The 21,452-nt window shown below is 43.7% G+C and carries 19 protein-coding genes; 11 read left to right on the top strand and 8 right to left on the bottom strand.

The genetic code is table 11. The annotated features are described in order from the left end of the window. Positions 1 to 5 precede the first annotated feature (5 nt). Together rfbC and rfbA are read left to right on the top strand one after the other, a co-directional pair. The gene (gene rfbC / locus ESB13_RS18725; RefSeq protein WP_129005221.1) at positions 6 to 557 is read left to right on the top strand and encodes a dTDP-4-dehydrorhamnose 3,5-epimerase; all 552 of its coding nucleotides are present in this window, start codon (positions 6 to 8) and stop codon (positions 555 to 557) included. A gap of 140 nt (positions 558 to 697) precedes the next feature. Further along, positions 698 to 1,558: a glucose-1-phosphate thymidylyltransferase RfbA gene (gene rfbA, locus ESB13_RS18720; protein WP_129005220.1), complete on the top strand. Its 861-nt coding sequence runs from the start codon at positions 698 to 700 to the stop codon at positions 1,556 to 1,558. A 305-nt stretch (positions 1,559 to 1,863) separates the two neighbouring features. Here the strand turns inward: rfbA and ESB13_RS18715 are convergent, their stop codons facing one another. Together ESB13_RS18715 and ESB13_RS18710 are read right to left on the bottom strand one after the other, a co-directional pair. Then, positions 1,864 to 2,436, bottom strand: a complete 573-nt coding sequence (locus tag ESB13_RS18715; RefSeq protein ID WP_129005219.1) for a Crp/Fnr family transcriptional regulator — start codon at positions 2,434 to 2,436, stop codon at positions 1,864 to 1,866. Positions 2,437 to 2,465: 29 nt separating this feature from the next. Further along, positions 2,466 to 3,779, bottom strand: a complete 1,314-nt coding sequence (locus ESB13_RS18710) for a hemolysin family protein (protein ID WP_129005218.1) — start codon at positions 3,777 to 3,779, stop codon at positions 2,466 to 2,468. Between the two features lie 559 nt (positions 3,780 to 4,338). On the opposite strand from ESB13_RS18710, the gene ESB13_RS18705 reads away from it, so the two are divergent. From ESB13_RS18705 to ESB13_RS18665, 9 genes are all read left to right on the top strand, one after another. Further along, complete coding sequence (locus ESB13_RS18705) at positions 4,339 to 5,019, top strand: TolC family protein (RefSeq protein ID WP_129005217.1); 681 nt, start codon at positions 4,339 to 4,341, stop codon at positions 5,017 to 5,019. Continuing rightward, positions 5,019 to 7,133, top strand: a complete 2,115-nt coding sequence (locus ESB13_RS18700) for an exopolysaccharide transport family protein (protein WP_129005216.1) — start codon at positions 5,019 to 5,021, stop codon at positions 7,131 to 7,133. Before ESB13_RS18705 ends, ESB13_RS18700 begins: the two co-directional genes overlap by 1 nt. 15 nt (positions 7,134 to 7,148) lie before the next feature. Beyond that, positions 7,149 to 8,354 (top strand): glycosyltransferase, encoded by a 1,206-nt coding sequence (locus ESB13_RS18695; RefSeq protein ID WP_129005215.1) that lies wholly within the window; start codon positions 7,149 to 7,151, stop codon positions 8,352 to 8,354. A 135-nt stretch (positions 8,355 to 8,489) separates the two neighbouring features. Further along, a complete protein-coding gene (locus ESB13_RS18690) occupies positions 8,490 to 9,992 on the top strand; it encodes an O-antigen ligase family protein (RefSeq protein ID WP_129005214.1) in 1,503 nt (500 codons plus the stop codon). Positions 9,993 to 10,003: 11 nt separating this feature from the next. Next, a complete protein-coding gene (locus tag ESB13_RS18685) occupies positions 10,004 to 11,221 on the top strand; it encodes a glycosyltransferase family protein (RefSeq protein ID WP_129005213.1) in 1,218 nt (405 codons plus the stop codon). A 10-nt stretch (positions 11,222 to 11,231) separates the two neighbouring features. Further along, a complete protein-coding gene (locus ESB13_RS18680) occupies positions 11,232 to 12,335 on the top strand; it encodes a glycosyltransferase family 4 protein (RefSeq protein WP_129005212.1) in 1,104 nt (367 codons plus the stop codon). Between the two features lie 24 nt (positions 12,336 to 12,359). Then, positions 12,360 to 13,349 (top strand): CgeB family protein, encoded by a 990-nt coding sequence (locus tag ESB13_RS18675; protein ID WP_129005211.1) that lies wholly within the window; start codon positions 12,360 to 12,362, stop codon positions 13,347 to 13,349. 6 nt (positions 13,350 to 13,355) lie between these two features. Beyond that, the gene (locus ESB13_RS18670) at positions 13,356 to 14,780 is read left to right on the top strand and encodes an MBOAT family O-acyltransferase (protein ID WP_129005210.1); all 1,425 of its coding nucleotides are present in this window, start codon (positions 13,356 to 13,358) and stop codon (positions 14,778 to 14,780) included. 4 nt (positions 14,781 to 14,784) lie between these two features. Continuing rightward, positions 14,785 to 15,693, top strand: a complete 909-nt coding sequence (locus ESB13_RS18665; protein ID WP_129005209.1) for a hypothetical protein — start codon at positions 14,785 to 14,787, stop codon at positions 15,691 to 15,693. 1 nt (position 15,694) lies between these two features. On the opposite strand, the gene ESB13_RS18660 is transcribed toward ESB13_RS18665, so the two are convergent. The 6 genes from ESB13_RS18660 to ESB13_RS18635 all read right to left on the bottom strand — a co-directional run bounded on the left by ESB13_RS18660 (position 15,695) and on the right by ESB13_RS18635 (position 21,424). Then, positions 15,695 to 16,507 (bottom strand): alpha-1,2-fucosyltransferase, encoded by an 813-nt coding sequence (locus tag ESB13_RS18660; RefSeq protein ID WP_129005208.1) that lies wholly within the window; start codon positions 16,505 to 16,507, stop codon positions 15,695 to 15,697. Beyond that, the gene (locus ESB13_RS18655; protein ID WP_129005207.1) at positions 16,504 to 17,838 is read right to left on the bottom strand and encodes a flippase; all 1,335 of its coding nucleotides are present in this window, start codon (positions 17,836 to 17,838) and stop codon (positions 16,504 to 16,506) included. The genes ESB13_RS18660 and ESB13_RS18655 overlap by 4 nt, the downstream gene beginning before the upstream one ends. 10 nt (positions 17,839 to 17,848) lie before the next feature. Continuing rightward, the gene (locus tag ESB13_RS18650) at positions 17,849 to 18,736 is read right to left on the bottom strand and encodes a hypothetical protein (protein WP_220399720.1); all 888 of its coding nucleotides are present in this window, start codon (positions 18,734 to 18,736) and stop codon (positions 17,849 to 17,851) included. A 121-nt stretch (positions 18,737 to 18,857) separates the two neighbouring features. Further along, the gene (locus ESB13_RS18645; protein WP_129005206.1) at positions 18,858 to 19,736 is read right to left on the bottom strand and encodes a glycosyltransferase family 2 protein; all 879 of its coding nucleotides are present in this window, start codon (positions 19,734 to 19,736) and stop codon (positions 18,858 to 18,860) included. Between the two features lie 18 nt (positions 19,737 to 19,754). Next, a complete protein-coding gene (locus tag ESB13_RS18640) occupies positions 19,755 to 20,522 on the bottom strand; it encodes a glycosyltransferase (RefSeq protein WP_129005205.1) in 768 nt (255 codons plus the stop codon). A gap of 11 nt (positions 20,523 to 20,533) precedes the next feature. Then, the gene (locus ESB13_RS18635; protein WP_129005204.1) at positions 20,534 to 21,424 is read right to left on the bottom strand and encodes a glycosyltransferase family 8 protein; all 891 of its coding nucleotides are present in this window, start codon (positions 21,422 to 21,424) and stop codon (positions 20,534 to 20,536) included. Between the last annotated feature and the right edge of the window lie 28 nt (positions 21,425 to 21,452).

The raw sequence follows: 21,452 nt of genomic DNA, 5'->3' as shown, positions 1-21,452 counted from the left end.
TATCCATGAAAGTAGAGGCAACTAAATTAGAAGGCTGTTATATCATACACGATACAGTATTCCCCGACAGCAGGGGCTATTTTTTCGAGAGCTTTAATAAAAAAAAGTTTGAGGACCTTACGGGGCAGTCTGTCGAATTTGTGCAGGACAACCAGTCTTATTCCTCAAAAGGTGTTTTAAGAGGCTTGCATTTCCAAACCGGGGATGCAGCACAGGCAAAACTGGTTCGGGCTATCACCGGTGCTGTATTGGATATTGCCGTAGATATCAGGAAGGGCTCACCTACATTTGGAGAGCATGTAGCAGTAGAATTAACCGGTGAAAACCATTTGCAACTTTTTATCCCACGCGGCTTTGCGCACGGATTCGTGGTATTGAGTGATACTGCTACCTTCTTTTATAAATGTGATAACTATTATAACAAACAGGCAGAAGGTGGCATCATTTATAACGATCCCGAAATTGGCATCAACTGGCAGTTACCGCAAGAGCAGTTTTCTTTATCCGATAAGGATCTGCAATTGCCTACATTGTCTGAATTTTTCAAGGGTCAGTAATAGTCCTGGCCTGTGAGAGAACGATTGGTGATACCGGATAGGGCAGAACTTTAAATAAAGCATAACCAATAAACGACTTATAGCCGATGCCCCCGAAAGGCAACAAGCTATAAAAACAGAACAAAGAAAACATCCTAATAATGAAAGGAATTATTCTTGCCGGCGGATCAGGTACAAGACTGTATCCCATAACCAGGGGCATTAGTAAGCAACTCATGCCTATTTACGACAAGCCGATGATTTATTATCCGCTGTCTGTACTAATGTTGGCTGGTATCAAAGAAGTCTTGATCATTACCACTCCTGAAGACAGCAGCCAGTTCCAGCGTTTGCTGGGCGACGGTAAAAAATTAGGTTGCTCTTTCAGCTACGCCGTACAGGAAAAACCAAACGGACTGGCGCAGGCTTTTGTTATTGGTGAATCATTCATTGGTAATGATAAAGTAGCCCTTATCCTTGGCGATAATATCTTCTGGGGAGCTGGCTTTAGCCAGTTGGTTCAGTCTTTCAATGATGTAAATGGCGCAGCCATCTTCGGTTACGAAGTGCATGATCCCGAACGTTACGGCGTTGTAGAATTCGACGACAACTTTAATGCCTTGTCCCTGGAAGAAAAACCGGAAAAGCCAAAGTCTAATTACGCGGTACCCGGACTTTACTTCTACGATAACCAGGTGGTAGAGATTGCGAAAAATATCGCTCCTTCTCCACGTGGCGAGTACGAGATCACCGATGTAAACAAAGTATACCTCCAAAAGAAAGAACTACAGGTAGGTGTTATGAACCGTGGCGTGGCCTGGCTCGATACCGGAACTTTTGATTCCCTTGCCGATGCCTGCGAATTTGTTCGCGTCATCGAAAAAAGACAGTCTACTAAGATCGGCTGTATCGAAGAAGTCGCCTATCGTATGGGCTTCATCGATGAATCTCAATTGAATACACTGGCCAATGAATATGCTAAAAGCGGTTATGGCGAGTATTTGCGTAGAATAAAAAAATAAGCAAAGACCTTTTTAAGCTGTAGCAACCTTCACAACCGGTGCTACGGCTTTTTATTTTCCATCATTTTCCCACCAGATTTTACGGCCTTGGGCAAGGCAGCAAATAGATCGCTCTTTTTGCTTGTTTTTGCGGTATTTATGCGGTTTTTATCATTTACAGCTGTATTTCGCAGGAAGAGGGTCAAAGCATCCTTAAAGCATGGAGAAAGCTTCCTTAAAGCATGGTTAACAATTGTTAGCGTTCGCTGCCTGTAATGCAGGTTTTTGCAGTTTCAGGGTGCCTGCCTATGTCGTCTATTTTATGTTCAGGAAAGCTTTTTTCTCCGGAGCTCACTCAGGTATTCAGGCGAAAAGCCCAGAAAAGAAGCCAATATCTTCTGGGGAATGCGTTGTAAAAATTCAGGGTATTGCGAGGCGAAATTATCGTACAGCTCTTCTTTGGAAAGCCGGAAAATATAATGAATGCGAAACAGCGCAGCGGCATAGGCGCGTTGGTAGATCATCCGGAAATATTTCTCCATACTCGGAAATTCTGCTAACAGTGCATCAAACCCGGTTTTACTGATGCTCAGCAATTCAGACGTTTCTACAGCCTGTACAAAGAAACTGGCATTTCGCCCGGCGGAGAATGCATCTATATCCGTCATCCACCAGTTTTCAATAGCAAATTGTATGGTGTGCTCAGCGCTCTCTTCCTGAAGATATAAACGCAGGCAACCCTTGCTCACAAAATAAAAATGAGTGCATCTTTTACCAGCTTCAACCAACAGCTGCTTTTTGCGAACAGTAACAGGTTCAAAACGGCTTAGCACTTCCTCCTGCACTTCTTCGGGTAACTGTATAAATTTTGATATGTGCTGTTCAAGTGCCTGCTTCATATGATACGCCAGTCGCGGCCGGTATTGGTTTATTTGTCGCCGGAAGTTTTATCGGGCCTAAGATCTTTCACTATTACAGTAACAATGGAATTAAGCTTCATTTGTACGATAGAGATCTCGTAATTGTCGACGATGACCTTTTCATGCAGCGATGGAATACGGCGGAAATGGAAAACCAGGATTCCTGCCAGCGTAACAATCTGCCCTTCTTTACTAATAGGGCGGGGAAGCAGTTCGTTGATATCATCCAGCGAAGCCGAGGCCTGAACCTTAAATGTAGTATCGTTAAGTTGCTGCACAACTGGTATCTCGTTATCGTATTCGTCCTGGATTTCACCTACCAGCTCTTCCAGCAGGTCCTCCATGGTAACAATTCCGGTAATGTCGCCATATTCATTCACAACAATTGCCATTTGGTGATGTTTCTGCTGAAACTCTTTCAGCAGCTTACCTATATGCATGTTCTCAGGAATGAAGATCGCAGGTCGCATGATTTGCTCCAGGTTCAAAGGCTCATTTTTCCGCATCCGCAACAGCAGGTCTTTCAGATAAACGATCCCTTTTATATCAGCGAAGGTTTTATAGTACACCGGCATACGCGAATACCCGTCTTCAATAACCTTTTCCAGCGCTTCTTCATTAAAATTGTACAGGTCTATGGCCGTTATCTGGTTGCGTGGTATCTGAACCTGTTTAACCATACGGTTCGAGAAATCGAATGCATTGATGATAATGTCAAAGTCCCCTTCTTTGATCATACCGCTTTCTTTCCCTTGGGTAACAATATACTTCAACTCTTCGCTGCTATGCACTTCCGAGCCGTGTGAAGCCTGAATGCCGGTAGCTTTTAAAAGCAGGTTGGCAATACTGTTAAGCATCCATATAAAAGGTCTGAAAATAGTATAAAAGAATTGAAGCGGGTAGGCAACCACCAGGGTAGTGCGTTCCGAACGCTGAATAGCGAGCGATTTAGGTGCCAGTTCTCCAAAAACAATATGAAGAATAGTAATAACGGCGAAGGCTATCGGCAGCGCTATATCATGCGCCAGCTCCGGCCTTATAGCCAGTCCCAGTCCGGACATGATCTTGATAATGATCTTGGCCACTACCGGCTCGCCTGTCCAGCCCAGCCCAAGGCTGGCTAGGGTAATCCCCAGTTGCGTAGCAGCCAGGTAGCCATCAAGATGCGATACAATATGCCTTGCCAGTACGGCTACTTTATTTCCGGTTTTAGCCTGTACCTCCAGCTGAGAGGCTCTTACTTTAACGATGGCAAATTCGGCAGCAACAAAAAATCCATTCAGAAGAACCAGCACTAAAGTGATGGCGATGTCGAAAAACATATTCGCACTTTGATTTATATGCAAAAAAAGGCAATTACGGGCAATAGTCCCGGTATTTTTCCAGGAATAATGCTTGGGAAGGACATTAAAAACGGAGAAAATATTGTGCCAGGCGGAAAACAGGCAGTACACATGGCCTGTTCCTCCGGCTGGTCTTCATAAAATAAGCAATGCAAACTTACCATACCCGGCTATATTATGTTTGCGCGATCAGGAAATTAATTATTAAATCTGCCATCTATTTCCAAAAAGAAGGGTGTATCAGATCTGATACACCCTCCAGTGCTTGATTTATGAAGCCAGTAAGTTTTGGCCGGTCAGGAAAACGGCTCCCTGAATACTTGAATCAGACAGGCACATGCCCGGAAATGCTGCACAGGTTCCTAAAAAAATACAACTATTTATAGGTAGCTACCGTATTTGAAACCGGCAATTAAAATGTTATTAATTCTAAAAACCGGATATAATTGATGTTTAAGCGTAATGTTTAGTTAAAAGCTGCATTTTTGCAAGTGTGCAGTGGTGAAAGAGGAAGGCCCTATTTAAATAATTTATTCATATGTGTAAGCTTTTAAAGCACATTTACCTGTTAGCCATTTTTTGCGCTGCCTGTACCCTTACGCGGGCCCAGGAATCAATGCTGAAGGACGTAGATTATGCGTTGCTTCAAAAATTGATACAAACAGCAAAAGCCAATTACCCCCGTGTTAAACAGATGCAGCACCAGACGCTGGCTGTTAAAGCAAGTCTCGACGCAACAAGACTGGCCTGGTTCGATATCTTAAGCTTTTCTTACCTGTATAGTCCCAACAATAGTACTACACTCGTTAACCCCAGCCTGTTCAATGGTTACCAGATCGGGATTTCGCTTAATCTCGGAAGTATTCTTCAAAAAGGTCCCAATGTAAGGCGTGCCAGGGAGGAATATTATATGGCATTGGAAAACCAGGCTGAATATATGCTCAGCCTCGAAGCGCAGGTGAAACAACGCTATTTTCTCTATGTGCAGCAACTGGCGGCCATTAGATTAAGAACTTATACCGTCACCGACCTTGAGCAAACGATGCAGGAAACGAGGTATAAATATGAAAAAGGAGAAGCTACGCTCGACGAGCTGAATAGAAATATGACAGCGCTTACCGATCAGAATAACTCAAAGATGACCGCAGAATCCGCATTCCTGATAGCAAAAAGCTCACTGGAAGAATTATTAGGAAAACCCCTTGAAGAAGTTAAATAATGGAAGTTCTCAACTTTTTAAAAGCATTATATCGCAGGAAGTTCCTGTTGATCATAATACCGGTTATTACAATTATCATTACGTTTTTCCTGGTGCGCAATTTGCCCAATCAGTACGTTTCAAAATCCAGGATCTCTACGGGTATTACCGACGCTTCCCAACAGGTTCCCGGACTTGATATCATGCAGGAAAGCGCTATAGGCCAGGAGTTTGGTAACCTTACCCAGTTGATTCTTCAAAAACAAACCCTCGACCAGGTTTCTTACCTCATCATCATTCATGACCTTACCAGTAAAAGACCCTTCCGCCCAGACAGCAAACTGCTGGCTCAGTATTCGAAAGCGCAGCGGCAGCAGATGGTAACGGAATATACCGCTTTACACCAGGCCCATGAAAGTCTTGTTCCAAGCGATCCCGGAAGAACCAAATTGTGGGATGTGCTCAAGTCTATGAATTACGACGATGGTTCCCTGCGTGGTAAGCTGCGTGCCGACCGTGTTGCAAACAGTGACTTCATCGACCTTTCATTTGAATCGGAAAACCCCGAGTATTCGGCATTTGTTGCCAATACGCTGGCTACCGAATTTATCGATAACTACCAGGATATTGTAAAGAATAACCGTGCACGTACCAGCGATTGGTTGTCTAAACTGTTAGCTGAAAAGCTGAACGCATGGAAGGCAAAAATGGATGTGCTCAAAAATTACAAGATCCAGAATCATATTCTAAAGCTGGATGAGCAGGCGAAAGCTTTATACGGACAAATTGCCGACTACGAGTCCCGCAGGCAGGTGGTTGAAAAAGATATACTGGGATTAACAGCAAGCCTGCAGTCTATCAATAACAAGTTTGAACCCCGGGACAGAAAATACCTGGAAGGTACCATGACCCGTATCAATGAAGATATCCTCGACTCTAAAGCAGCGCTTCGCAAGTTACAGGACGAATATATCAGGAATGATTTCGATAATGCGCTGCAGGCTCGTATCGATTCTGTAAAACGGGCTATCGAAAAGCAAATACTGGCGGGAACAGACAAATACATTTTTAACCCGCTGACTGCGAAAACACAACTGGTTGCGCAAAAACTGCAGCTGGAAGTCGACCTCGAAATGGCGCAGAACAGCGTGGTTTCCGTTGCAAGGGAACTCGATAGGTTAAACAATAAACTGTACATGCTCGTTCCGCACGAAGCTAACATTCAAAGCTATGAGACCGATCTTGATGTAGCCTCGAGAGAATATCTCGACATCCTGAACAGGTGGAACGAGTTTAACATGGAAAAAGAATCTTCTTCCAAGATCAGGCAGGTAGAAACTGCCTTGCCCGGAACCATTCTTCCTTCCAAGAAAATGCTGCTGATTATTTTATCAGGTATTATCAGCTTGTTTTTCTGCGTGCTCATCATCTTTATCCTGTTCCTGCTCGATCATTCTGTACGTGACGACCAGGAGCTGGCGAATAAGTCGGAAGCGCCCGTACTCGGTAAAATCAACCAGGTACGCGGAGCGGGCATCGATTTGCGAGCTATCTGGACAGACAATGACAATAACGGCAAACTGCTGAAGAAACAGCTGAGAGCGCTTCGCTTTGAAATAGAAAATGAACTTGCAGGCAAGAATATACTGGCCATAACCAGCCTGGAGGAGTCGGAAGGTAAAACCTTCGTGGCAGTTAACCTGGCTTATGCCTGGGCCATGACGAATAAGAAAGTGCTGTTGATCGATGGTCACTTCGGACATCCTTCCATTACCGGTAATGCAAAACCTGCTTCCTTTATTGAAGATGTGTTTACAGGTAAAGCCGGTGTGCTCACAGCCGAGAAAGGCGTAACCATACTTGGAAACAGGGGCGGTGATAGTTCCTTAATGGAGCTTACTTCCCTCGGCGATCTTTCACATAAGATCCGGGAGCTGGCGGCTGCTTTTGATATTATAATCATAGATACAGCTTCACTGGAAGATATGGATAAAGCAAAAGAATGGATCAGGTTTGCAGAAAAAACGCTGGCTGTATTTGAAACCGGCAATGTATTGGCCGAAACCGATCTACACCAGGTGCAGTACCTGAAACAACAACAACAGTTGATTGGATGGGTGTTGAACAAAGCCTGATAAAGGAATGAGATAATGCAGGTGATCTGGAATACTATATGGACCGTTATTCAGGTGTTGATAGGTTATCAGCTGGTTATTCCCGTATTGCTGTATTTCATTTATCTCCTGCGGGGTAAAAAAGATCTCAGGACTGCGGATGCCTCAGGCCCCGAAGCCGATTATGCTATTATTGTTACCGCTTACGAACAAATAAATACGCTTCCGGCTGTAGTACAGTCTATACAAAAGCTTCAATATAGTAACTACATGGTTTATATTGTTGCTGATAAATGTGATGTATCGGGGCTTCATTTTAACGACAGCAGGGTAGTTGTGTTACGTCCACCCGAAACGCTGGCAAGTAATACCCGCTCTCATTTTTATGCTATCCGCAATTTTGTACGTCCACATGAACGGCTTACGATCGTAGATAGCGATAACCTTGTACATCCCGATTACCTGAATCAGCTCAACCGGTTCTTCGATAAAGGCTATAAAGCAGTGCAGGGAGTAAGAGCGGCTAAAAACCTGGATACAACATTAGCCTGTCTCGATGCGGCAAGAGATTTATATTACCATTATTACGATGGCAAACTGCTGTTTGCAACCGGTTCTTCCGCAACGCTGGCCGGGTCGGGAATGGCATTTGAAACACAGTTATACCGCGATTGCCTGGAACACCTCGACGTAACAGGAGCAGGTTTTGATAAGGTATTGCAGATGGCTATCGTTCAAAAAGACCTCCGGATAGCTTTTGCAGAAAAAGCCATTGTCTACGATGAAAAAACAACCGATTCCGGCCAGTTGGTAAATCAGCGTGCCAGATGGATCAATACCTGGTTCAGGTATTTCCGGTTTGGCTTCCGCCTGTTGTCATTGGGTATTGTTAACGGTAGTCGCAACCAGTTTTATTTTGGCGTTATTTTATTGCGCCCGCCTTTGTTTATATTTCTTGGGTTATCGGTGCTGATGATGCTATCCAACCTCGTGTTCTGGCAAATGGAAGCCTTTTTCACCTGGGTGGCGGCATTACTGCTTTTTGTGGGAGGCTTTGCCATGGCAATTGTACAGCCCGAAACCGACAAACGTATTTACAGGTCGCTGGTAAACATTCCGAGATTTATGTTCTACCAGGTAATATCACTGTTGAAGTCTGGTAAGGCCAATAAGCGGTCGGTTGCAACGAAACATTTTCATACTGCCGATATCGATAACGTATTATCCGACCAAAAACACTAGGCGAATGCGAAGAGAACCGCTGGTAAAGAAAAAAACAAATGACGTTAAAATACTGATGCCAATCCTGAGGGTAGTGGCTATAGTGGTTGCTGCTGTAAGTGTATTTGTATTTTTTTTTAAACTCTTATTCTTTTAATGGAGCTCGATAAACTGAATATAAGCCTCACCGGAAGAAAACGACGGCAGCCTAAGTTACTGACTTTTGCTGGTGACAACCGCTTTCTGTTTGTGCTGGCTTTGCTATGGTCAGTTGTGACGGCCTACCTGGTGTGGAAGGGAGGAATAAAAACCGCAGGCCTGCTTGCAGTATTGCTGGTTGCCTTACCCATTTTATATGGTATCATGGCTTATCCACCCTTTGCATTGGTATCGCTTATGGTGGCAGCCTATTTTATCATGTGGGTGATAAGAATGAGCCTGGTCGACTTCCCCCTTGGAACGATAATGGACAGCTTCGAGGCGCTCATATTGGTTACACTCTTCTGGCATCAGCGTTTCAGACCCGATTGGTCTTTTATGCTGCAGCCTGTCAGTTTTCTCGTACTTGGCTGGTTTGTTTTTTGTCTTTTGCTGGTGGCGAACCCCGATGCAGCATCGCAACTTGCCTGGTTATATAGCTTCAGAACCATGGCAATGGCCATGCTCATGTACTTCGCATTTGTTTATTTCATCAACAGCGTTAAGCTCATACGCCTTATTGTCGTTACCTGGCTTTCGTTGTCTGTCTTCGCTGCTTTGTATGCAATGAAACAGGAATATGCAGGCTTTGCCCAGTTTGAAATCAACTCTATTTCAGATCCGCTGAACACAATACTGTTGTATATCGATGGACACTGGCGTAAGTTCAGCATCTTTGGCGACCCGGTGGCTTTCTCCTATAATATGGTTGTAAGCAGTATAATATGCGTGTCACTGATCCCGGCTGTTAAAACCAAATGGCTGAAGGTGCTGCTGGGCCTTATTGCATTATTATATCTGAGGGTTATGTTATTTTCCGGTACCAGGGGCGCTTATGTACTGGTGCCTGCTGCACTTGGATTCTTTTTCCTGTTGAATTTTAAAACAAAACTGATCCCTTTTGCGATCATGGCAGTGGTAGTACTTATCGTTATGATAAGAATACCAACTACAAACCCCACCCTATACCGTTTTCAAACAGCATTCAGACCTACTGAAGATGCGTCTTTTAATGTGCGGACCAATAACCAGCAAAGGATCAAACCTTTTATATTATCGCATCCGTTTGGTGGCGGCCTTGGCGCAGCCGGCGCTTCAGGAGCGCGCTTTGCTCCCAATTCCTACCTGGCTGGGTTCCCCCCCGATAGTGGTTATGTAAGGCTTGCAGTGGAAACAGGATGGCTGGGACTGCTTATATATTGTAGCATGGTACTGGCTGCGCTTATAACCGGTATCATTAATTTCTTTTCAATCAGGAACCGCGAATTAAGAGCATATTGCCTGGGGATGCTTATTGCTGTATTTATTCTTAATATTGGCAATTACCCGCAGGAGGCAATCATACAATTCCCTACGAATATACTGTTCTATGTAGCTATTGCATTGATTGTTGCTTCCAAACGAATTGACAAGCAGGAGCAGAACGCAGTCTTAAAGCCAGTGTCTGCCGGAAATAGCTAAAACAGTGACAGATGTCTTTGGAAAACAAAACGATCCTATTACTGGGAACAGCCAAATTCGATGGCCCCTTTGAATCTACCAGTTTTACACTTGCCAAACATCTGGCCAGGAAGAACACTGTTTTTTATATCGATTATCCCTTTACCTGGAAAGACTATATTAAAAGACCACACAAAGGGGAGTTTGAACGCCGGAAACCTCATTTCAGGTTGTCATCCGATGGACTTATCTCAACAGAGATACCGGGATTAAAGGTCCTGATTTCACTGCCGCTGGCTTCCATTAATTTTGTTCCTGAAGGAAAATTATATCGCACACTGCTGAAATGGAACGAACGCATACTGCTGTATCGCATTAAAAAACTGATCAAAAAGCAGGGACTTAAGGATTATATTTATATCAACTCCTTCAATTTTCATTATCCCGACCTGGCGGATAGCCTTTCACCAGCCCTGCAGGTGTACCAATGTGTAGACCCGCTGATCATCGGCTATGATAAAAAGCATGGTGTGGTGTCCGAAGCGCAGCTGGTAAAGAAAAGCGACCTGGTGATTTGTACGGCGAGGCAGTTATATGAAGAAAAACGACTGCAGAACAAACACACTTATTTTGTACCCAATGCCGCAGATATCGCGCATAGCAGTAAAGTGCTTGACGATGCCCTGCCGGTGCATGAAAGTGTAGTTGGTTTATCAAAGCCTGTTATAGGTTATTTTGGCACCATAGAGCGGCGGATGGATTTCGACCTGTTAAAGCAGGTGATTACATCCAATCCGGGTAAGAGTTTTGTTTTTGTAGGCCCTCCTTCGCCAGAGGTAGTACCCGATTGGTTTTACAATCAGCCCAATTTATATATGCGTGGACGTATGCCTTACCATGCTATGCCCTCGATTGTAAAGGGGTTCGATGTTGCTATTATCCCATTTAAAAAGGATGCAGTAAGCCGAACCATTTTTCCTTTGAAATTGTTCGAGTATCTTGGCTCCGGCAAACCCGTGGTTATCACCGATTTTAACCCCGATCTGAAGGACTTCACAGACGGAACTGTTCCATTCTGTGAAAACGCGGCTGCCTTCAGTGCTGCACTCGACGATGCATTAACTAACGATACCGCAGAGAGAAAAGCAGCAAGAATTGCCGTAGCAGGTAATAATACCTGGGAAAAGCGGGTGAACGAAATCAGTGATATCATTTCTTTGCATTTACAGCATTCTGAACTGAGAAAGTAATAGCATACCCATGACCAAAGTACTTATAGACCATCAGAAATTCAGTACCCAGAAATACGGAGGTATCAGCCGGTACTTTGCCAATATACTTCAGGGTATGAAGCAGGTGCCTGATTTTTCTTATAAGCTGGGCGTACTCTATTGCAAAAACCATTACATTCAATCGGAGCCGCAGCTGCTCAATAATTCACTGGGCAGAGCCATCATTGGCCGCGGCAAGGAAATGGAAAAAGCATACAACCTGAACAGGATGTATTGTAAACAATTGCTGAAGAAAGGTAACTTCGACGTATTTCATCCCACTTATTACGAACCTTATTTTATAGGCAAAACATCCAAACCTACGGTTGTTACTATTCATGACATGACTTATGAAAGGCTGCCTGAATACTTCTGGGCGCATGATACGTTAACGCATGAAAAACGACTGAATGTTGAACGTGCGGATAAGATCATCGCTATTTCACAAACAACAAAGAACGACCTGCTGAAATACCTGCAGGTAGATCCGGATAAAATAACAGTGGTGTATCATGGCATAGACCTCGAAACACCATTGATCACCAAACCGGTTCCGGGATTGCCCGAACAGTATATCCTGTTTGTAGGAGACCGGAGCGGGTATAAGAATTTTTATCTTTTCATCAATGCTTTTAAGGAACTGTCACATAAGCATCCCCGCTTAAGGGTAGTGCTTACAGGCGGCGGCGGTTTGGGCATTGCTGAAAAGGAGTGCCTGCAAAGGCTTAGCCTGGAGGATAAGGTAAGCCACGTGAACGTGACCGATGAAGAGCTGAGCTACCTGTATCAGCAGGCACTGATATTTGTTTATCCTTCTTTGCATGAAGGGTTTGGACTGCCTATCCTGGAAGCATTTAAAGCTTCCTGTCCTATGGTGTTAAGTGATACGCCATGTTTCCGGGAAATAGCGACGGATGCGGCAGTGTATTTCAGCCCCTATGATCTTGATGACCTGATCGCTGTTCTTGATAATGCAGTTACTGATAGCGATATGCGAAAAGAACTGGTGAACCGTGGACTGGTAAGGCTGCAGGATTTTCCGCTCCGGGAATCTGTTAAACAAACACTCGATGTATACCGCTCATTGGTATAGCATCATAAGAAAACCACACAGCACATGGGCAGTAATACCATCAATACGGAACTCAGAAATAAATTGGAAGGCCAATCCATTCTCTTTATTGCACCGCAGTTTTATCATTACAGCGACGTGCTCAGGGAAAAACTACAGGCCTATGGCGCCAGTGTTGACTTTTTCTATGAAAGGGATGTTACTATAAAACATGCGCTGGTGGATAGCTTCTTCAAATCGAAGATGGATAGCTGGCAGCGCCGTCACTACAATAGTATTCTCACCAAAACAGCAGGTAAAAAGTATCATTACCTGTTTGTGATACGTGGGTACAAGATGGAAACCGCGTTTGTCGAGGAAGTAAGGAAAAGGAATCCCGGTATTGTTACACTGTTATACCAATGGGACTCTATTCACGCCTGGGAAAGCGATTACAGGCATCTTATACCAGCATTTGACAAGGTCTTCACCTTCGACTATGCCGATGCTGCATTGTTGAATATTCCTTATGTGCCCACGTTTCATACCGATGAATATGCACATATGCCCGGGCGTAAAAAAGAATACGATTTCCTTTTCTGTACCAGTTATACACGCGAGAAATATGAATTCATGCAGCAATTGGTGGCTTACTGCCGGCAAAAGGGATACCGCTTAAAAACACATATTTACATCAGCTACAAGAGATATATCACCGAACGACTGAAAGGCGTAACCATTAACAGGAAGGATATTGCATTTCACAGGCTCAACCGGCAGGCATATGCCGACCTCTTCAGCAGGTCCGGCGCTATTGTTGACTTTGCCGGCACCACACAAACAGGTTTAACCATGCGCGTGGTTGATGCGCTGGGAGCAGGTAAACGTGTTATTTCCAATAATGGCGCAGTGGCGCAGGAACCGGGCTTTAATGCCAGGCAGATCGTGCTGTTTGATACTGCCCGTTTTGAATTGCCTGACTGGGTTACCAATGATGAAACATTTGAGAAAATAGATTACTCTGCAGACAAGTGGCTGGAGAGGATTTTTAAATAACAAACAATGCTGTTTAACTCTCTTAACTTCCTGATCTTTTTCACGGTTGTTTTAACCTTGTATTACTTTCTTCCGAGAAAGTATACCTGGGTGCTGCTGTTGATAGCCAGCCTTTTCTTTTACATGTGCTGGCGCTGGCAGTACATATTCCTGTTATTCTTCCCGGCTACCATCGATTTCTTTGTAGCTCGTAAACTCGAGCATACACCCGAACAAAAGAAAAAAAAGCTGTTGTTATGTATCAGTATTATAACCAATCTTGGGTTACTTTTTTATTTTAAGTATTACAATTTCTTTATAGAGAGCTTTAATGCATCGGCAGCCTTCCTTCATTCTCCTCTTGTTATCAATAGCGCCAAAATAATACTGCCCGTAGGTATTTCTTTTTATACCTTTCAGAGTATCAGTTACACGGTAGAAGTTTACAGGGGGCATATAAAAGCCGAAAGGCATTTCGGCAGGTTTGCGTTATTTGTATCTTATTTCCCACAACTGGTAGCAGGCCCTATTAACAGGCCACAGATCTTACTGCCACAGCTGCGTAACCTGGAACCACTTGAGGCCGACAACTTTGTAAAAGGAGGCCGGCTTATCTTATGGGGCATGTTCAAAAAGATAGTCGTTGCCGACAGGCTGGCTATTTTTGTCAATATTGTTTATAACGATCCCGGTGCGTATCATGGCGCTTCCTTGATAATAGCCACCTTATTCTTCGCTTTCCAGATCTATTGCGACTTCTCCGGTTACTCCGATATTGCCATAGGTGTGGCAAAAACAATGGGAGTTGACCTGGTAAAGAACTTTAATAAACCCTACTTCTCTCACTCCATAAAAGAGTTCTGGAGTAAATGGCATATATCGCTTTCTACCTGGTTCAGAGATTATCTTTATATCCCATTGGGCGGTAACAGGGCGGGCACCGGTAAGTGGATCTTCAATCTCTTTATAACCTTTCTTGTATCAGGTATATGGCATGGCGCCAGCTGGAACTTTGTGATCTGGGGTGCTATACATGGCGTATTGATAGCCCTGGAAGCACTGAATTCAAAGTATAAGTTTATTCCGGTTAAGCTGCCTGGCCTGATAAGCAATCTGCTCACGTTTGTGCTGGTGTGTTTTGCCTGGATCTTCTTCAGATCTAATACTGTCCATGATTCATTCCTGGTGATCCGTAATATGTTCGACTGGAGCATTCCGTTGTGGAATGAAATAAAACAACTGAATGGGGCTAATATCTACAACTTTGCAGTGGGTTTCCCGCTGATAATATTGCTACTCTTATTTGAGAAAGGGTGGGAGGCCGCCTGGGCACAACGTCTGTTTCATGGATCTGTTATCATGCGGTTTGGCTGTTACCTGGTTTTATTCCTGCTGATCGCTTTGTTTGGTGTATTCATTTCTCAAGGTAGTTTCATCTACTTTCAATTTTAAACGTATGAAAAGATTCTTTATAAAGCTGTTTGTTTTACTGGCAATCACTTTCAGTCTTTTCTGGGTATTAGACCTGGCTTTTACTTACGTGTTCAAAAAGGGGTATTATACCAAAATTCAATGGCTGGCTACGGTTAAAGATCAGCACTTCAACTATGCTATGCACGGCAGTTCCCGTGCCTTTACTACTATTGATGTACCAATGATCGATAGCGCCAGAAAAATAAAAGGCATCAATATCTCTGTCGATGGCAGTTCTATTCCTGACCAGTATATTATGCTGAAGCTGTTTCTGAAGAATGGCAACACTATCGATAAGCTGTTCCTGCAAATTGATCCTTTCTCTTCCAATACCGAGGATATCTTTGATTTTGCTATCCCCAAATTTCTGCCTTACCTGAAAGATTCTGCAATATTTAACCACTTCAAACAGTTTGGTCCCGAATGGTATGCCTTCCGTTATATCCCTTTTTACCGTTATGCCAAGTATAATACACTCTGGGGAGCACATGAGGTATTGATCGACCAGTTTCATCTGTTACCAACAGATTTTGATCAGTACGGAGACTATTTCTATCCCGAGGTGAATTATAAAGGGCCGGAAAAACTGCGTGATCTCACTTTTGATCTGAATGGGAAATATAAATTTCTTAACCAGATCATCTCCTTATGCGATGAGCATAAAATAAAGCTCATATTGTTTACAGCTCCTGTAGCAGATATCATTATCGACAGCGCCTATAAGAAGAACATTGCGGCCTTCACAAGTATGATGAAGGCGAAAGGCGTTGATTACTATAACTACGGCGATTTATACGGCCACGATCCGAAGTTCTTTTACAACGAAATACATATTACGCGGAAAGGTGCAGAGGATTTCACGCGGCAGATGTTGGCAGACGGCAGATTTTAAATTAGAGTACGTTGGCCCAGGTGAATTTGCTGGTCATAATACCCTTGGGAAATTCCACTTTGGAATGAAAGCCTAACCAGTATTTAGGAGCTATTACCTGCTGCTTTTTGGGACTGAGATAAGCGGCCCACCACGCAAAGGAACTGTTAGAAATAATGGCGATGTCTGCATTGTGAATGATCTGGAAATCGGTTATCTCGTTATTCGAAGAGAAGATATAGTTTGGCCTGGTGTGAAATATGCTTTTCACATATTCAATATCGTCGCTTACGAAAAAGACTTTATAAGTATCGAGCTCAGGAATGCTGCCTAGTTGCCGCTGGAAGTATTCTATTGGCAAGGAAAGATCGCGGCTGTAGAAGTTTTTATAGTCGGTAAGCCTGATGTGTACGGCTATGGTCTTTTCCTGCTGAAAGATAGAACCAAACTGTTGGTTGAACTCCCTCACATATTTCTTTTTGATACTAATGGGAAAAGGTTTTGCCAGGTGTTTGATATACCAGTCGGACTGAAAATACCCATTGATAATAGTACGGTTTTCTGCCTTTACCGGCCTGGGGCCAGAAAAGTTATAAAACCACAGATCTTTGAAGGTGATGAGCTTAGGCAGTACACGCATGGCAACCGAATACAACCTGGAACCCAGCGTGAGGTTATAATACCAGCCCAGATTGAAATACCTGGGCAGATGTTTGGCATGATGCGGATTGGGAAAGAAATAAAAGCCCTTCCTGTTATTGTCTTTCAGGTAACGAAGAAAATAAAACTGGAACAACTGGTTGCCCAGGCGGCCTTTAAAACTTACTCCTGTCATTTCTTGATCTTTCTTGTAATATAAGTGTTGAAAAACTGAACATAAAACTGCCATGCATAAAGCCATGGATTGATAATACTTGTTTGCAGCGCTTTATGCAAAACGTATTGCGCCATTATAAAACCTACAATGTTGGAGCAGAGCGTGGCCCATGCTGCTCCCATGACACCCAGGGAATTAATGAACAGATAGTTGAGGCCTATATTCAGCGAGGCAGTGATCACTACCATGATAAAGGTGATCTTTGTTTTGCCTATCGAATCCAGTATTGTTCCGGCTTGTCTTCCGTAGGGGATGAAGATGGCATAAAGCAATGCCACCCGCAGCAATGGTATTGATTTTTCGTAGCGTGATCCTGCAATAATATGTATTACAAGGTCGGAGAATAAGAATACGAATATGATCCCTGGTACCAGTATTGCTATAATAGCGCCTACCGAGCGTTCATAAAGATATTTCACGGCATGGGCGCCATCTGCATCATTCCTGCGTGAGCTTTGTGGAAATACAATGGTTGCCATAGCATTTGTTGGAATATCAATAAGGTTGATCAACCGCACTGCAATATTGAATGCGCCTGATGCTGCGGGTGACAGCATGGCGCCCAGCATCATTTGATCGAGCGTACCTGAAAGGATAGAGCTTACCGATGTTCCGAATGCATATTTACCATAGTTCAGCAGCTTTTTTCCCCACTCTTTAGAGAATGTTTTTGAGAAATGCAGATAGGGCTTCACGTAGAACCAGGAAATGATGGTTACAACAACTATGGAGATCATTTGCATATACACCAGCCAGATAAGCCGGGCGGGGATCTTAAAAACGATACATACCAATATATAGCTGAAGAAGATCAGCTGCCGTAATACGTTTGTTACAAATACGCCTTTAAACTGGAGATGCGCCTGTTCTATACAGTTAAACTGGGTAAGTACCGCCGATGCAAGAAAGGAAAAGCTATACAGGTAAAACATCGTTTCCAGTTCCGGTGTTTTCCAGATATGACTTAACCAGCGGGCACAACCAACACAGGCGGCGATACAAATAAAAGTGACGATGCCGGTGATGCTGAAAGAAGCTGTCAGTATCTGCTTTTGCTCTTCAGAGCTGGCAGCAGCCATAAACTTGATCAGCGCATTCTGAATGAGACCATTGCGGATCATCTCCATAATGGTGACCGTTGACAGAAACAAGGTCCATGCTCCATAATGCTCAGGACTAAGCACTCTCACCAATACCCAGAAGCTGGCGAAGCCAAAAAATACGCCTGAGAAATTCTGAAGAAGATTAATCAGGCCCGACTTAATCCAATAGTTGTTTGCCAGCTTCATAAAAGGCATCTTAATGATTAATTACGAAATGCTTTTCTACTAACGCTTTTACTTCCTCGTCTGTTTTAGCGTGGAATATGGTAGCGCCTGAAAGTTTAGGATATAGTTTTTGGTAACATCCGAAGTAGGCTTCAGGCCCTCTCTTTGATAGAATAAGATTTTTACCTCCGAAATAACTGGCCAGGCAGGAGGTACCTCCGTGCGTAGACAGGAAATGGGAAGTATTGGCATATACCATCAGTTGAAGGTGATTGAAAGTCTTGGCTTTTGCCCTGTTTTCCTTCCACAGATCTTCCATCAGGATGACATCAGGATGCTCGTTCTGCAGCCATTCAAATTCATTCAGATCGTAAATAGCGCTGTTGTCGCCGGTAATATCTTTCGGGCGCGGACGATTATAGATAATGGTATAATCGTTTTTAAGCCTTGAAATCATATAAGATAAAATGTCGAGGCTGTAAAAGCTGATAGGCGGACCATCCCATTCCATATTATACCTGTTGGCGATAACCAGAATAGGCTTATCGAAAACATAGATATCGTTCTGGTAAGTTTCTTTCAGCGGTACCGGCAGCCATTTTTTCATATCGTAATTATGGCTGTAGAGAATACGCGGTGTTTCAAAGTTGTAATTGCCTTCGTTGGTGCGTATATCAAATGCCTCTTCGTGATCGGGGGAGAAGAAATAAAGCTCGTTGGTGAACCTGGAGGCTTTTGTTTTTTTAAGGGTACCGTTTTTATAGTGCCAGTAGGCAAAAGGTAGCGCAAATTGCAGCTCCGGGGCAAATTCTCCGTCGAATGCTATTTCCTTGTAAGGCTTTTTTATAATGTAGTCGCGGAAAAAGTACTTCCACTGTACGATGTTGCAATAATAGGTATCATAGTAGAAATAGCGCATTTCCGGCGGTATATAACCGAACCGGAGACGGACGTAAATGCTGATTATTTTTATGATAATGGACCTTAACATGGATACGATAGGTACTTATAAATATGAAGATAGTATTAACTGTAAAAGATCAGGACTTGCGCGACCTTAAATATTCCGACATCCTGTTCATATGAAGTTTGGCTTTTGCTGAAAAGGATTTTAAGAGACCACCCTCGCTGGTAATGCGTCTTGAAGAAGTGAATACTCTTGCTTTGTTATCGGTTACCAGCTTCAGTTGGCCTTGTTTCATCAAACTTACCGCCATACGGCCGTCTTCCGATTCCTCTACATAATCCTCGCCGCGGGCGTTATCGAATTTGCGGGCCTGCACTACCGCGAAGCCGCTTCCGTTACGTCCATTAGCAGTGATAAAGCCCATATTAAAACCAAGTACATTTACAAACTCCTGGTTCTTCTTCCTCAGGCGAATGAGTAATCCGGTTAGTTTCTCATAAAAGAAAAAGAGAAAGCGCCCTTCGCCCGGGGAGGGTATAAAACCGTATCTCCCATAAACGCCAACAACGCCATTATCGCGGGTAAGCGGTGCTACCATAGTGTCTATCCAATGCGGAGGATAAAGCGTATCAGAATCGGCACATAAATGATATTTCCCTTTTGCTTTATTCAGTCCCATCTGGCGGGCATGTGTAATGCCTTGTTCCGGCTGAAAATAGCTAACTACTCCGAGCTTGTCAAGCAACTCCTGTGTGGCATCAGTAGAGTTATTATTGATGACTACAATTTCAACCTTGTATTTTGTCTGGTTCGATGCAAGCGAAGAAAGGGCTCTGAAAATATTGTCTTGTTCGTTCCAGGCAGGAATCATTACCGATACATCCGGGCTGTTGTGCCCAAAGCCGGAGAGCCGTTGTTTCAGATCCAGGATTTCCTGTTCCGAAAGGTTCTCATACGTTCTGCCGGGATATAAATGTTGATGGATCCAGCCTGGTAAACGAAACAGCGACATAATAATGATTTAAATAATTTAACTGAACAAGTAATCGAAATGAAATCTTACATGCCGGTAAACTTCGCGCGTAAAGCTCACTGCCCAATTCCCCGTATTGCGCCAGTAACCGCGACGGATGGTGCTTGGTTCATCGGTAGGATTGTATTGCTCCAGCAGGCCTTGAAAGTCGTTATAGAAAAGGCCTTTGCCTTTATGTTGCAGAAATGAGATCATCATACGGTATTCGGTTCTTTCTGCTTTGATACCTTCTCTGTACCGTCCGAACTTTTCAGGAAAACTGCTCCTTTTGAGGTGCGGATGGTCACTGTATGCATAAAACTTCGCATAACCACCCTTTGAGAATGGATTCAAGGTGAAATACATTTCAGAGAAGCCATCTTTATAGGGGCGCACCAGCGGTGGAAAATAGCCATAGAATCTTACAAGATCTATGCTTTTGTCGGCTTCCATAAAAGAGAAACCCTGCTGTAACCTTTCTGTAAAGGCGGGCAGCGGTATAAAGTCTTCCTGGATATAAAGCGTATAGGGAGTCGTAATTGCGTCCTGACCTTTGTTGATATTGTTGCCAAGTCCCCTGTTCTGCGGTGTGGTCACCAGTTTAAAAAAGTAGCGCGTAGCCAGTTCCCGAACGTAATCCAGGTGTTCAGGTTTGCTGCCGTCGTCCGAAACCACGATGGCTTCAAACTGCATATCCAGTTCTGCCATCTTTGTCAGCAGTCTCTCCAGCGAATGGCTGCGGTTATAATGGGTTATGAGCAAAGAGATTCCTTGATATCGGGGCATATGCAGGGATATTAACGTTTAAAGAAGCTAAGGATCTTCTTTTTGGTTTTGTTGTAGGCTTTTCTGGCGAGACGTCTGTAGTCGCTAACCGGCTTATGGTTTTTCCATGCGGTGAGGCGAAGGTATTTGTAAAAGATCTCCTGGTAGGCAGGGGTTGAATTGTATGATTTAAAAATGGGCTTAATATCCAGGTAATGAATAATAAACGGATCAGGTACATTTTTAACGGCGAATACATTCCAGCGCCTATCGAGCTCCAGCCACCTGTTGGCCAGTACAATATTTAATCCGTACTGGTCTACGAGGTTTACATGTTTTATGTTATCGTGAATGATCTGGATAACCTGTTCCCCAATACGTTCTTCTTTCCAGCGTTTGGTATCCATGATCATGAGGCCTGCGTTAAAGTAACCTGTGTCAGGGTCCATACCCAGTTCTTTCCAGTTAGGAACGCCACCCCACGGACAGCTTACTATTTCTGCGATATCTCTTACAGCAGCGAAAATATGCCCGTCCAGTGATACCTGCCAGAGTTTGGAGATGTCTTCCTGTGCAATCATATCCACGTCGAGATAAATCAGCTTCTCTGCTTCCGGCGGCATCATATAAGGAGAGAACAATCTCATATACGAGGTAAGCGGGAATGAGGATGAGTCGAGCGGCATTTTCACATCGGCGGGAACTACCTCATTGCTTTTAAACCAGTGAAGGGTTGTTTTCGAACGATCGGATTGTGCTTCTATACGCTGCTTGTTGGCAGGAGATACGCCGTCGTCGATAATATACAGTTCAATATGTTCAGGAGTATGATGGTTCTCTTCTATTGATTTCAGAAGTGCTGCCAGCAATATGGCATAAAAGTTATCGGTAGCAACAACTAAATAGATTTTATCCTGCTTCATATTAGTGGGATTATAATATGTTTCGATT

Origin of the sequence: Filimonas effusa, from assembly GCF_004118675.1 — a bacterium.
GTDB classification, from domain to species: domain Bacteria; phylum Bacteroidota; class Bacteroidia; order Chitinophagales; family Chitinophagaceae; genus Filimonas; species Filimonas effusa.
The sequence above is the reverse complement of the archived record's forward strand: the minus strand, read 5'-3'. Positions and strand labels throughout refer to the sequence as shown.

Excerpts from the sequence above, each read along its gene's own strand:
- rfbC (WP_129005221.1), top strand. The coding sequence starts at position 6 with ATGAAAGTAGAGGCAACTAAATTAGAAGGCTGTTATATCATACACGAT.
- rfbA (WP_129005220.1), top strand. The coding sequence starts at position 698 with ATGAAAGGAATTATTCTTGCCGGCGGATCAGGTACAAGACTGTATCCC.
- ESB13_RS18715 (WP_129005219.1), bottom strand. The coding sequence starts at position 2,436 with ATGAAGCAGGCACTTGAACAGCACATATCAAAATTTATACAGTTACCC.
- ESB13_RS18710 (WP_129005218.1), bottom strand. The coding sequence starts at position 3,779 with ATGTTTTTCGACATCGCCATCACTTTAGTGCTGGTTCTTCTGAATGGA.
- ESB13_RS18705 (WP_129005217.1), top strand. The coding sequence starts at position 4,339 with ATGTGTAAGCTTTTAAAGCACATTTACCTGTTAGCCATTTTTTGCGCT.
- ESB13_RS18700 (WP_129005216.1), top strand. The coding sequence starts at position 5,019 with ATGGAAGTTCTCAACTTTTTAAAAGCATTATATCGCAGGAAGTTCCTG.
- ESB13_RS18695 (WP_129005215.1), top strand. The coding sequence starts at position 7,149 with ATGCAGGTGATCTGGAATACTATATGGACCGTTATTCAGGTGTTGATA.
- ESB13_RS18690 (WP_129005214.1), top strand. The coding sequence starts at position 8,490 with ATGGAGCTCGATAAACTGAATATAAGCCTCACCGGAAGAAAACGACGG.
- ESB13_RS18685 (WP_129005213.1), top strand. The coding sequence starts at position 10,004 with ATGTCTTTGGAAAACAAAACGATCCTATTACTGGGAACAGCCAAATTC.
- ESB13_RS18680 (WP_129005212.1), top strand. The coding sequence starts at position 11,232 with ATGACCAAAGTACTTATAGACCATCAGAAATTCAGTACCCAGAAATAC.
- ESB13_RS18675 (WP_129005211.1), top strand. The coding sequence starts at position 12,360 with ATGGGCAGTAATACCATCAATACGGAACTCAGAAATAAATTGGAAGGC.
- ESB13_RS18670 (WP_129005210.1), top strand. The coding sequence starts at position 13,356 with ATGCTGTTTAACTCTCTTAACTTCCTGATCTTTTTCACGGTTGTTTTA.
- ESB13_RS18665 (WP_129005209.1), top strand. The coding sequence starts at position 14,785 with ATGAAAAGATTCTTTATAAAGCTGTTTGTTTTACTGGCAATCACTTTC.
- ESB13_RS18660 (WP_129005208.1), bottom strand. The coding sequence starts at position 16,507 with ATGACAGGAGTAAGTTTTAAAGGCCGCCTGGGCAACCAGTTGTTCCAG.
- ESB13_RS18655 (WP_129005207.1), bottom strand. The coding sequence starts at position 17,838 with ATGAAGCTGGCAAACAACTATTGGATTAAGTCGGGCCTGATTAATCTT.
- ESB13_RS18650 (WP_220399720.1), bottom strand. The coding sequence starts at position 18,736 with ATGCGCTATTTCTACTATGATACCTATTATTGCAACATCGTACAGTGG.
- ESB13_RS18645 (WP_129005206.1), bottom strand. The coding sequence starts at position 19,736 with ATGTCGCTGTTTCGTTTACCAGGCTGGATCCATCAACATTTATATCCC.
- ESB13_RS18640 (WP_129005205.1), bottom strand. The coding sequence starts at position 20,522 with ATGCCCCGATATCAAGGAATCTCTTTGCTCATAACCCATTATAACCGC.
- ESB13_RS18635 (WP_129005204.1), bottom strand. The coding sequence starts at position 21,424 with ATGAAGCAGGATAAAATCTATTTAGTTGTTGCTACCGATAACTTTTAT.